Annotated in this window: 5 protein-coding genes and 1 pseudogene; all 6 read left to right on the top strand. The window is 34.7% G+C overall.

The window, feature by feature from the left end:
- Positions 1 to 10 precede the first annotated feature (10 nt).
- Positions 11 to 745 carry an energy-coupling factor transporter transmembrane component T gene (locus tag ACIQLB_RS12910; protein WP_400726156.1) on the top strand — a complete coding sequence of 245 codons (735 nt, stop codon included), beginning with the start codon at positions 11 to 13 and terminating at the stop codon, positions 743 to 745.
- Positions 739 to 2,199 (top strand): ABC transporter ATP-binding protein, encoded by a 1,461-nt coding sequence (locus ACIQLB_RS12905; protein ID WP_400726154.1) that lies wholly within the window; start codon positions 739 to 741, stop codon positions 2,197 to 2,199. Before ACIQLB_RS12910 ends, ACIQLB_RS12905 begins: the two co-directional genes overlap by 7 nt.
- Before the next feature lie 87 nt (positions 2,200 to 2,286).
- A complete protein-coding gene (locus ACIQLB_RS12900; RefSeq protein WP_400726151.1) occupies positions 2,287 to 4,038 on the top strand; it encodes an ABC transporter ATP-binding protein in 1,752 nt (583 codons plus the stop codon).
- Between the two features lie 67 nt (positions 4,039 to 4,105).
- Positions 4,106 to 5,818 (top strand): ABC transporter ATP-binding protein, encoded by a 1,713-nt coding sequence (locus ACIQLB_RS12895; RefSeq protein ID WP_400726148.1) that lies wholly within the window; start codon positions 4,106 to 4,108, stop codon positions 5,816 to 5,818.
- 39 nt (positions 5,819 to 5,857) lie between these two features.
- Entirely contained in the window at positions 5,858 to 7,501 is a 1,644-nt protein-coding gene (locus ACIQLB_RS12890; RefSeq protein ID WP_400726145.1) for a (2,3-dihydroxybenzoyl)adenylate synthase, read from the top strand.
- A pseudogene (locus ACIQLB_RS12885) lies at positions 7,498 to 13,407 on the top strand (amino acid adenylation domain-containing protein); the annotation flags it as partial. The gene ACIQLB_RS12890 and the pseudogene ACIQLB_RS12885, both read left to right, overlap by 4 nt.
- Positions 13,408 to 13,409: the final 2 nt, after the last annotated feature.

Here is a 13,409-nt window from a genome sequence, read left to right as displayed (position 1 = left end):
CGGTGAAATTATGAATAAGGGAGAAGAATTGCAGGACAATATGCATATGCATGTTTTCACCGTCAAACTTGATCCAAGAACGAAAATATATCTACTACTGTTAGTAAATGCAGCGGTTTTTTTGTCACCTTCTTTTCAATTTGAACTCATATTAATGGCCATAATATTTAGTCTTTGCTTTCTATTGGGAATGTTTTCTTTTTCATTGAAAATGATGCTTGGTTACGGGTTAATTTTAGGAGTTCACTTAGTAAGTGAAATGTTTTTGTCAGGTGCGTGGGAGCTAATGTTTGTATCATTTACAATGTTTATTAGGAAAATATTCCCGTGCGTTGTAATGGGTGGATTGTTAGTTGGAACAACAAAAATAAATGAATTTATGACGGCTTTAGGAAAAATAAAAATTTCCAAAAAGGTAATTATTCCATTAGCTGTAATGTTGCGCTATTTTCCAATGATTGGTGAGGATTGGCGATATATAAAGGATGCTATGAAGTTAAGAGGCATCTCACCCTCCATAATAGGTTTTCTAAAAAATCCTGTGCAAACGGTTGAATGTATTTACGTTCCTTTATTGATGGCAGCCTCAAAAATTGCTGATGAATTATCTGCTGCTAGCATAACGAGAGGGATTGAAAACCCGAAAGAGCGTTCTTGCTTTCAACATGTATCATTCCAATTCAGTGATAGTATTGTAATATTTATATTTACATTTTTTGTGTTCGGAGGAGTGTTCATATGTTGAAAGTCGAGCAATATTCATTTCATTATACAGATGAGAAAAGTGAAGGTATAGAAAATATAAATATTCATGTTAAAAAGGGACAGTGCATTTTACTGTGTGGTAAAAGCGGCTGTGGTAAAACAACTATTATCCGAGCAATTAATGGTTTAATTCCTTATTTTTATTCTGGAATGCTTAAAGGGCAAGTGTTGTTAAATAATCAACCTGTAGGAAATAGGAAAATGTATGAATTAAGCGAACAGGTTGGAACGGTTTTCCAAAATCCGAGGTCACAATTCTTTAATGTAGATACTGATAGTGAAATTGTATTTGGAATGGAAAATATGGCATATTCAAAAGAAATGATGGAAGAACGAATGCGGCAAATTACGTCTGAGCTTCGTTTAGAAAGGCTTCGTCGACGCAATATTTTTCATTTATCAGGGGGAGAAAAGCAAAAGATTGCTTTTGCAAGTGTGTATGCTGTAGCACCGGATATTTTTGTATTAGATGAACCTTCCTCTAATTTAGATGCGGCTGCTATTGAGGATTTAAAAGACATGATTGCATTACTAAAAATGCAAGGTAAGACAATTATTGTATCGGAGCATAGACTTTACTATTTAAAAGAATTAATTGATAGAGCCATTGTATTAAATAAGGGACAAATTGTATCAGCATACTCACAAAAGGATTTTTTACAGCTTTCAGATCTTCAACTGAGGCAATTAGGACTCCGCACACTTTATTTAGACAATGTAAAATTTCAACATAAACTGCTGCCTGCTGAACAAAAAGTTCATGAGCTTGTTGTGAAGGATGTCACTATATCGCACAAAAAAAGAAAGGTATTAGAAAATATTCAATTCACAGCAAAAAGCGGAGAAATAATTGCAATCACGGGACATAATGGTGCAGGAAAAACGACCTTTGCTAGAGCGATATGTGGTCTACATAAACTATCATCTGGAAATATTTATTTTAATAAACAAAAACTAACATTGAAAAAACAGGCTCAGCTTTCCTATATGGTAATGCAAGATGTCAATTATCAGTTATTCGCAGAAACGGTTGAAAAAGAATGTGTATTTGGGGTGAAAAATCCCAATCCGAATTTAGTACGAAAAGTATTGGAGGAAATGGATTTATTAGAGCTGGTCAATCGACACCCGAATACATTATCAGGAGGACAAAAACAGAGACTTGCTGTAGCTGCAAGTTTAATAAGTGAAAAAGAAATTATAGTGTTTGATGAACCGACAAGTGGATTAGATTTTGACAGTATGCAAAAGGTTTCTAGTATTTTACAGAACTTAGCGGAGGCTAATAAAATTATTTTTGTCATTACACATGACCTAGAATTTATAGCATCCTGCTGTCATCGTATACTTCGCTTCGGAGATGGAAAGAAGCAAGATGATTATAAGTTAAATAAAGAAAATCATCAGTATACAATTGAAACTTTCACTAGATAGCAGGGAATGGATCTAACGTAACTGACCTGCAATGTGCAGAGAAATGTACAATACAAAATTACGATGCAAGGAAAGGGCTGAACGATAATGGGGAAAGTTGTAAAACAAAATAAAAATCCAATCTTTACGCTTCTTTCTTGGGCTGGAAAGGATAAAAAATTTTTATATTTGTCTGTTTTATGTTCTTTAATTAGTGGTCTTTCGACAATTGTACCTTATTTCATTATTTATCAAATAATTGAGCAAGTCTATCACAATAATTTAACAGAAGCTTTGTTAATTCAAAATTTATTGATTTTGGCTATTTCGATAATTGTTCGATTTGGGCTCTTTGCTATTTCTGGTACTCTATCGCATAAGGGTGCCTATCGAACGTTATTTAAAGTGCGTTGTCAAGTAACAGAGCATATGGCGCAAGTTTCACTAGGTTCTTTAAATGAACGAAATACAGGAGAAATTAAAACACTATTAAATGAAGAAATTGAAAAGCTAGAGTTATTTTTAGCACACCATTTACCAGAATTAGTGTTTTACTTGAGTGGTCCAATTGCTGTCTTCATCTATTTGTGTACAGTTAACGTACCGTTAGCGCTTATTTCGTTTATTCCATTAATTGTTGCAGTGGCAGTAATGGCAATAATGTTTCGAGGGACGAATCAATTAATGGATCGAGGAGCACGTTCCATAGCCAATCTAAATGCAATCATTATCGAATATATTCAAGGAATGCGTTTAATTAAGGCATATAACATGAGTAGTTCATCATTTAAAAAGTTTACAAACGCAGTAGATGATGAATTCAATATCTGGAAAGAAATGTCTTTAAAGATGGGTCCACCATATGCGAGCTTTGTCATTATTATAGAATGTGGCTTACTCCTTATGGTACCTATTGGTGGAATGTGGTTTTTAAATGGTAGTTTAACAGGAAGTGTCTTTATTCTTTTTGCATTTGTAGGCTCATTGTATTTAACAGAATTACGACCTTTACAGGAATTAGGTTCAAACTTTGCACAGGTTTTAAATGCTGTAAAGAAATGCGTAGCCTTTTTAGAAACACCTGTTTTTGGGCAAGGGCAAGCATTTCCGAAGAATTACAATATCGAACTAAGAAATGTCAATTACTCTTATGATGGGCAAAAAGAACATTTAAAGAATGTGAATCTGTCTATTGCTGAAAATGAAAAAATAGCTATTGTAGGTGACTCAGGTTCTGGGAAAAGCACCATTGTACAGTTGATTTCACGCTTTAATGATGTTCAGCAAGGAGAAGTTTTGATTGGTAATCAAAATGTGAAGGATATTGATTATGAGGGATTATTGAAAAATATAACAACAGTATTCCAAAAGACCTTTTTAACAAGTGGTACAGTGTTTGAAAACATTGTCATGGGCTCTAATGCCACACTTGTTGAGGTAAGAAATGCGGCGAAAAAAGCACAAATAGATGATTTTATTATTTCATTACCTGATGGCTACGATACGAGGGTAGGGAGTTTTGGAACTAGATTTTCTGGTGGAGAAAAACAGCGAATTGCTATTGCACGTGCCATTTTAAAAGATGCACCGATTTTAATATTAGATGAAGCAACATCCGCAGCAGACCCAGAAAATCAGGCCGAGATTGATCAAGCCATTGCTGAACTTTGTGTTGGTAAAACAGTAATTATCATTGCACACCGTCTTGGTATTATTAAGCATTGTGATCGAGTGGCAATTGTAGAAAATCAAACACTACAAGCATGTGGAACGCATCAAGAAATGCTAGAAGAAAGCCCTTCATATAAAAAGACTTGGCAGAATTATAGTAAAGCTAGAGAAATTACGTATGAATTTTAACGATGTTGTACTTGTAGAAAAAGAAGGGTCTTTCAAGGGAAAGCCTATTTATGAAGGAGACTTAAGTATGGACAAAAAAAATGCATTTACAAAAAATGCTTCTTTTTATCTTTCTATTATTTTCAATGTCATCGAGGGTATGCTAGCTGGTTTTAATTTTATCGTACTATATTACACGATTAATGCTTTGATAACAGAGCAACTAACGATGAACGTGTTAACTCGAATTCTGTCATTGTTAGGCGCTGTTTTTGTTATTCGTTTAATCATCTACGTGTTTGGTTATACGAGAGGGCAAATCGGAGGTGCCCAGATTAGTAGAATTCTTCGCTTGACACTGGGCGATAAAATGAAAAAAATACCGCTTTCCTCCTTTACGAAGGCACAAACAGGAGAGTACATTAATGCAACGACAACAAGTGTCAATAATTATGAAAATATTTTGACTCATAAAATAGGAGATATTATAAAAAATTCTTCATTTACTTTACTGCTAATTGGCTTTATTTCGACTATTTATATACCTGCTGGAGTAGTTCTGTTATGTCCAGGTTTATTGTTAATACCAACTCTTTACTTGTCTTTTTTAATGGTAAAAAAATACGGAAATCAAAAGAAAAATATTATGACAAGTAATACAAGTGCTGTAGTTGAGTATATAAATGGTATTCAAACGTTGCGATCATTTGGTTTGGGTGGTGTTAAAAATAAAGCAACAACCTCCTCAATGAAGGACTATAGTGATGTTAGTTATTTATATGAGATTAAAGTAATTCCAATTGGTACAACGTTTAGTATTTTGTGTTGGCTAAGTTTACCGATTGTTCTTTATTTAGCAGGACATCAATGGCTGGAAGGGAATTTAGATGCGTCTTCTTTCTTTCTAATTAGCATTTCCCCTTTATTTACATGCAAATTATTTGGCACACTTTTTATTGATTTAACCTCTTATAAAAACTTAATGATTGCAAAAAGACAAATTGAGTGTGTCATAGAAGAGGTGGAGGAGTTATCAAATGAGACTTCTTTTGAACCTGAACAGTATAGTATAGCTTTTCAAAATGTGAATTTCGCTTATAACCAAGGGGAACCTATACTACGAAATGTCAATTTTGAAATTGATTCTGCACAGTTTGTGGCGATTGTTGGACCATCGGGTTCGGGAAAATCAACTATTTTAAATTTATTAACAAAATACTATGAGCCTGAACGCGGTGATATATTAATCGGTCAGCAAGTTATTCAATCGATTGCTTCTGAAAAAGTATTGCAGAAAATTTCACTAGTCGACCAAGATATATTTTTGTTTAATGATACGATTTTAAATAATATTCGCTATGCAAAGCCAGAAGCGACAGAACAAGAAATTATTAATGCTGCGAAAGAAGCAAACTGCCATGATTTTATTGAGAAATTAGAGTATGGCTATGACGCAATTGTTGGAGAAAATGGTAATAAGCTATCGGGCGGTGAAAGACAACGTATATCCATTGCACGTGCTATTTTAAAGGACAGCCCAATACTTTTATTAGATGAAGCAACAGCATCGTTAGATATCGAGAATGAGCTGGCTGTAAAAGAAGCGATTAAAAATCTTTTGAAAAAGAAAAAAACGGTTGTGATGATTGCCCATACGCTTTCCATTATAAAAAATGCAGACAAAATCCTAGTTGTTAATGAAGGACAAATCGTAGAAGAAGGTTCACATGAAAAGCTCATTGCTAAAGAAGGCAAATATGCAGCAATGTGGAGAAAGGAACATCAATTAAGTAGCGTATAACAAATGTATTTTGTAGATGAGAGGATGGGAGCGAAAAGCATGTCTTCACAAATGGATTGGTATTTACATGAGGTTGAACGATATGAGCAATTGGGTTTTTTAAGAAAGAAAACATTAATGGAGGAGCTAGAAATTATCACTGAACAATTTCCTCAAAACATAGCAGTTGTGGAAGGAAATCGACACCTAACTTATCAAGAATTGCTTCAAGAAATTGAGCAATTATCGACAGGCTTTTTATCATTAGGTTGGCGGCAGGGTGATCGGGTTTTATTACAATTACCAAATACAATTGAGTTTATTACTGTATTATTTAGTCTACTAAAAATAGGTGTGCAACCTGTTCTGATGTTACCTTCTCATAGAGAAATAGAAATTGATACAATCGCAAAGATGGTACAGCCAATAGCTTATATATGTTGCAACGCTCATCTTGGTATTCAGTATGAGTGCATGGCTGCACAAATCATCCCTCTGCATAAAAGTATTCGATATATTGTGACGGTTGGTAAATCTACCGTACAGTGGCCAGCAACTTTTACACATGTAACATTAGATCAGCTTAAAGAAAGTAGCTATTCATTAGTGGTTAGTGATTTACCACATTATAGAGATACTGCGTTATATTTATTGTCTGGTGGCACTACAGGTATTCCGAAAATTATTCCGAAAATCCATGAGGCGTATGCTTACAATGCACTAGCCTCTGCTGAAAAATGTGGGATGACTCCTGAAACTGTATACATGGCAGTACTATCTATTTCACATGATTATCCGTTATGCTCTCCAGGCATATTAGGCACTCTTTTTACAGGAGGTAAAGTGGTATTATGTCAAACTTCTAGCTTTGATGAAGCATTTCAAGAAATAGAAAAGGAACGTGTGACACATACCTCAATTGTACCAACAATAGCTAGCTTATGGTTAGAAGCTTTTGAATGGTATGAAGAATTGGATATGTCGAGTTTAGAGGTTGTTTTAATTGGTGCTGCTCACATAGAGCAAAAAACAGCTATTCATTTTATGGATAAATTTCAATGTAAAATACAACAAGGATATGGATTAGGGGAAGGAATAACTTGCTTCACAGCATTAAATGATCCTATAGAAACTGTTACGAGCTGTCAAGGGCGAGCAATTTCTTTAGGTGATGAAATAAAGATTATAGATGAGCTAGGAAGAGAAGTTCCTCAAGGTGAGCTTGGGGAATTGGTGGCAAAAGGACCGTATACATTTGGGGGCTACTATCAAGCACCTGCTTTAAATGCTGATATTTTCACAATAAATTATTTTTTACGTACTGGTGATAAAGCACGTATAACACCAGAGGGGAATATACAAATTGTTGGTAGAGTAAGAGAACAAATTAATCGTGCAGGTGAAAATATTATACCCTCTGAAATCGAAAGCTTTCTACGAGCACATCCAATTATAAAAGATGTAGCTGTTATCGGTTTGCCAGATAAAGAGTTAGGAGAGAGCATTTGTGCATTTTTAGTTACGGATGGACAAAGAATTGAACGAGATGAGATATGTAGTTTTCTAATCCAACTAGGGGTTGCTCAATATAAACTTCCAGATCAAATCATATATGTAGAGCGGTTACCATTTATAAATGTAGGGAAGGTTGATAAGAACAAATTAAAACAGATTACTATAGAAAGAGAGGCGTCAAAGTATTGAGATTAAAGAATGATCTAGATAATATCCAAAGTCTAGCGTTGGAAGTCAATCATCTACTCGGTATACAGAAAGAAATACATGAGGATCAAAATTTATTAGAATTAGGCTTAAACTCCTTACAAGTGATGAAATTAGTTGGCAAACTAAAAAAAGCTGGGGTAACAATTACCTTTAAAGAATTAATATCCGAGCCGTATTTAAGTGCTTGGAATAAATTAATAAATAGAGATTATGTATATACAATTAATAATGATAACGAATTATTAGAAAATCAAGATAAAACAGTAGCTAATATGTATGAACCTTTTCCATTAACAGATGTACAGTATGCTTATTGGGTTGGACGACAAAGCGGTCAATATTTAGGTGGAAATGGCTGTCATGGTTATATGGAAATTGATGGTCGGAATATTGATATAGAGCGGCTTAAAGCAGCATGGGCATTAATAATTCAGCATCATCCTATGCTCCGTGTCAAATATACAGAAGATGGTCAACAGCAAATTTTAAAAGAATCACCTTTTACAACTATTGATGTCCACGATTTTACAACTTGCTCACAAGTCGAGATTAGCAAAAAACTGGAAACTATTCGCGCTAATACCTCACACCGGCTATTGGCAATTGATCAAGGGGAAGTAGCTCGCTTACAGCTATCTCTATTACCAAATGGTAAAACTCGTCTCCATTTTGATATAGACTTACTTGTAGCTGATGTTCAAAGTTTCCAAATCATTTTAAGAGATTTAGCGGCAGCTTATTCTAGACAGCAAAAACCGAAGGCACCTGAAAATTGGAACTTTGCAAAATATCTACATGATAAAGCACTAGCAATTGCCAATGAAGAAAGCTACGCAGAGGCTTATTGGAAAAACAGGTTAACTACTTTGCCATTAGGTCCAAAACTACCGTTATCAAACAATGCTGAGTTGATACAACACACCCCTAAATTTACAAGAAGGGAGCATTTTTTAGAAGAACAATCTTGGAGTAAGCTTAAATTGACTGCCTCACACCATAACGTCACACCTGCAATGGTATTGTTAGCAGCTTATGCCTATACATTAAATAAATGGAGCAGTGAATCTCGTTTTATTATTAATATTCCATTGTTTAACCGAGATACTTTGTCTGAAGAGATAGAGCAAGTTGTAGCTGATTTTACTACGCTACTATTATTGGAAGTCGATAGTGAAAATCGACAACATTTTTTAGCATTTACGAAAAGTTTACAACAGCAATTTCATCAAGATTTAAACTATACCGCTTATTCAGGTGTGAAAATTCAACGGGATATGGCTAAGTATTTCCCAGATGAAAAAGTGTTTGCTCCGATAGTTTTTTCATGTAATTTAGGCGTACCACTTATAAATGAGGAGTTTAAAGATGCATTTGGTACTATTCATTATATGATTTCACAAACGCCACAAGTTTGGTTGGATTTCCAAATGTTTGATATGGATGATGGTTTGTTATGTATTTGGGATGGTTTAGATGAATTATTCCCTTCAGGTTTGTTGGATGACATGTTTGAACTGTTTATCAAAACTATTGATTGGTTAATTGAAGATGAACAGCATTGGCTTCAACAGCCAGCTATCGAAACAAAAGCACAAGAAGTAAGACGTCAATTAATTGATAATGCCACAATAGAAGATCATGCTCAAGGCTTGCACACGTCTTTCTTCGAAAAAGCAAAGCAACAACCACAAGTTATAGCGCTTATAGATGGTATAAGTCATAAAGAAGTTAGTTATGAGACGCTGTCATTACAAGCGGAAAAGGTTGCTGCGGCACTGTTACATAATGGTTTTAAACAAGGTGATCGAGTAGCTATTTCATTGCCAAGAGGATTAGAGCAAATACAAGCGGTTTTAGGAGTACTAGCTATTGGAGGCTGTTATGTTCCTGTACATGTGACACAGCCGATTGAACGTTATAAAAAAATTATTGAGAAGGCAAATGTTTCTTTTATTCTAACAACGTCCTCCTACGAAGAAAAGTACCAAGATATTGAACAAGTACAAGTTATTATGATGGAACAGATACATCAATTTGGTCATGTGAAGTTTCCTAAAGTAGATGTAAACAGTTCTGCTTATATTATTTTCACATCAGGTTCAACGGGAGAACCAAAAGGTGTAGAAATTAGTCATAAGGCCGCTTGGAATACAATTGCAGATATTAATAAAAAATATGATATTAGCAAAGAAGATCGTATTCTAGCATTATCATCATTAGATTTTGATTTATCTATATATGATATATTTGGTCTTTTAAGTGTTGGTGGTAGCCTTGTCCTTATATCAGACGATACGGCTCGAAACGCAGATATTTGGTTAAAGTTAATATGTAATTACCGTATTACATTATGGAATTCAGTACCTGCTTTATTGAAGATGTTATTAATAGAAGCCGAGAGCGTAAAAATGATTTGTCAAAATTTACGTATTGTGATGTTGTCAGGAGATTGGATTAGTTTAGATATTCCTGAGAGACTGTTAAAAGTAGCACCGAAAGGGCTATTAGTAGCAATGGGCGGTGCGACAGAAGCGGCAATTTGGTCCAATTATTATGATGTCAATCATCCAATACCAGCAAGTTGGCGTTCAATCCCTTATGGAAGAACCCTGAAAAATCAGTTTTATAGAATTATTGATACAAATGGGGAAGACTGTCCGAGTTGGAAAGCAGGAGAGCTGTGGATAGGAGGTGCCGGTGTAGCCAAAGGATACGTAGGAGAGCCACAATTAACTACTGAACGCTTTATTGAAGAGAAAGGTATTCGTTGGTATAAGACAGGGGATATCGGTCGATTTTGGAACAACGGCCTTATCGAGTTTTTAGGAAGAAATGATTCACAGGTAAAGGTACGGGGTCACCGTATTGAATTAGGTGAAATCGAAAGCGCTATTAGAAGTTATGAAATAGTTGAGGATGCTGCTGTCACGGTCAGAGGAGAGGAAAACCAATATTTAGCCGCTTATATTGTAAGTAGTTCTGAAAAAGAGCAAGCACAAACTATTAAATATAATAAACCAATGATTGATTGGTCTTATATTGTTCAATTAAAAGAGAATGGGGATTTTACTAAAACTTACAATGAGAATGAAAATCGTTATCGATCGTTAAAGAATTATTGTGAATATCTTACTATGGAAATGATTAGTAAAATAATTTCCAAATTAGGATTTCCGCTAGAAAAAGATGTTCGTTACAATATTTTAAAAATAATAGAGCGAGAAAAAATTAACAGCAGATATCAAAGTTTAATATATCAATGGTTTAGTTTTTTAGAAAAAAACAATTTAGTTTCTTGTGAAGGATCTACTATTCATAATAAACAATGCTTAATCGTTAATAGTGAAGAACAGTTTAGTAGTTTAGAGAAAATGCAAACAACATATATAAGGGCGTTTGTTTCTGACTTTTTTGAAAAAAGCTATGCACTTTTAACGGGTGAACTAGAGCCTTTAGAATTATTGCTTCATCATAACATACATCCTTTAGAACAATTGACTGAAAACATGTCTGATGGAAAAAAACAGCAGGATTTAATAGCGACTCTGATTCAAACAGTTTTAAGTAATCGAACAGAACGCCAAGCACCACTCAAAATATTAGAGGTTGGGGTGCGTCATACGAACACACTTCGTATGCTAGCAGAGACTTTTTCAAAAGATGAGATTCATTATACTGCTACAGATGAGTCCAACTACTTTATAAATCGTGTTCCAAACATAGTAGGTTTACAGCCCAATATCCATTTTAAAGTACTTGATATAAATAAATGTCCAATTTCTCAAGGTTTTATAGATGGTGAATATGATTTGATTGTGGCGTCGCACTCTTTGCATAGAGCAGTCCATATTAGAAATTCACTTAAAGATTTAAAGAAGTTATTAAAGCATGGTGGGCTATTCGTTAATTTAGAAATGACGGAGAATAATCCTCTGCAATTAGTCAGTACAGCATTTTTAGAAGATGGTTTTACACATTATAAGGATGAACGGGAAAAGACATGTCTTCCATTACTATCGGAAGATCGTTGGCTCTCTATTTTTAAAGAAGAGGGCTTTACAAATATTACGCTTCAGTCTATTGATACAGCCTTTACTCAGTATTTATTTGTAGCTCAAGTTGAAAGACAATCATTTTCAGAATTCCAGCTAGAGCCACTTAAACATTATTTAGAAAAACGATTACCAAGTTATATGATTCCTCATGTAATTATTCCATTAGAGGAGTTACCTATTACGGCCAACGGCAAAGTGAATCGAGCAGCATTACCAATCCCTGAAATTGAGCAAGTCAATTTAGCTACAAAAGAATTTATTGCACCAGTAACCCCAATCGAAATAAGGTTAGCAGAAATATGGACCGAAGTATTAGGGGTAGATGCAATTGGCATATGTGATCATTACTTTGAGCTAGGCGGGGATTCATTATTAGCTACTCAGCTTAGTGCAAAAATAAAAGAGCAATTTGCTGTCAAAATTAGCTTAGAAGTAATCTTCAATCAACCTGTTTTTCAACAGATGGCACTGTTATTAGAGGAATTAGTGCTACAAAAGACAAACGAAGAAACGGAGAAAAAGCTACCAACTATAGTGCCTAATGAGCGGGATCGTTTCGAGCCATTTCCATTAACAGAAGTTCAACAAGCATATTGGCTAGGTCGTAGTGGTATTTATGCATACGGTGATGTATCCACTCACTGCTATTTTGAAATGGATTGCCCAGCTCTAAATCATGTAAGAGTGGAACAAATATGGAATCGTCTCATACAACATCATGATATGATGAGGGCCGTCATTTTAAATGATGGACAACACCAACAGGTTCAAGAGTTTGTAGAGTACTATTCTATTGCATCGTACAATCTTACAAATCTTTCAACAGAACAGCAAAAAGAACAGCTTACATTAGTGCGAAGTGAGATGGAGCATCAAACATTTAATCCAAGTGAGTGGCCATTGTTTGATATTCGAATGTCGACTATAAATGAACATAAAACAAGACTACATATTAGTTTTGACAATATTATTTTTGATGGTTTTAGTATGTTCTATTTATTTAAAGAGTGGAAGCGCCTATATGATGATTCTTCTGCAAAACTACAAGTGCTTCAAACTACATTCAGAGATTATATATTGGCTTATGAAAAAATTCGGGAAACAGAAATGTATGAGCAGGATATGCAATATTGGAATCAACGTATTGATAATATGTACCCTGCACCAGATTTACCTCTACTTGATTATAAAGGAGATTTATCTAACTGTAAGTTTACGAGATATGAAGAGAAACTATCTTCACAGCAATGGCTAGCCTTAAAGCAATTAGCTACCAAAATGAACTTGTCTCCAGCATCCTTGTTAATCGCTGCTTATGCTGAAACTTTAGCAAGATGGAGTAGTCAACCAAAATTTACAATAAATCTTACTCGTTTCCATCGTGTGCTATTTGAACCGGATGTAGAACAGCTTATAGGTGACTTTACATCGCTTAATCTTTTGTCTATTGATATGTCAAAAGGAGAATCTTTTTTAGAACGTGCTAGAAATGTTCAAAAGCAACTATTGCAGGATTTAGAGCATCCTTATGTGGGTGGTGTATATGTAGAGCGTGCAATAGCTAAAAAGTGGAATCGTCAAATGGGCATAATGATGCCATTTGTCTTTACGAGTGGATTAGGGCTTGAAAAAAATAATGGGGCAACAACAATGGGTGGCTATTTAGGAGATATTGTATATGGATTATCTCAAACTCCTCAAGTTTGGCTTGATCATCAAGTTTCAGAGCAAAAAGGTGAACTATGGCTAAGCTGGGATGCAATAGAGGAGATTTTCCCACAGCATTTAGTCATTGGCATGTTTGAGGCATACATCAGTATTTTAAAAGAGCT

This window comes from Lysinibacillus sp. NPDC092081 (genome assembly GCF_044755845.1).
Classification (GTDB): domain Bacteria; phylum Bacillota; class Bacilli; order Bacillales_A; family Planococcaceae; genus Lysinibacillus.
The sequence above is the reverse complement of the archived record's forward strand: the minus strand, read 5'-3'. Positions and strand labels throughout refer to the sequence as shown.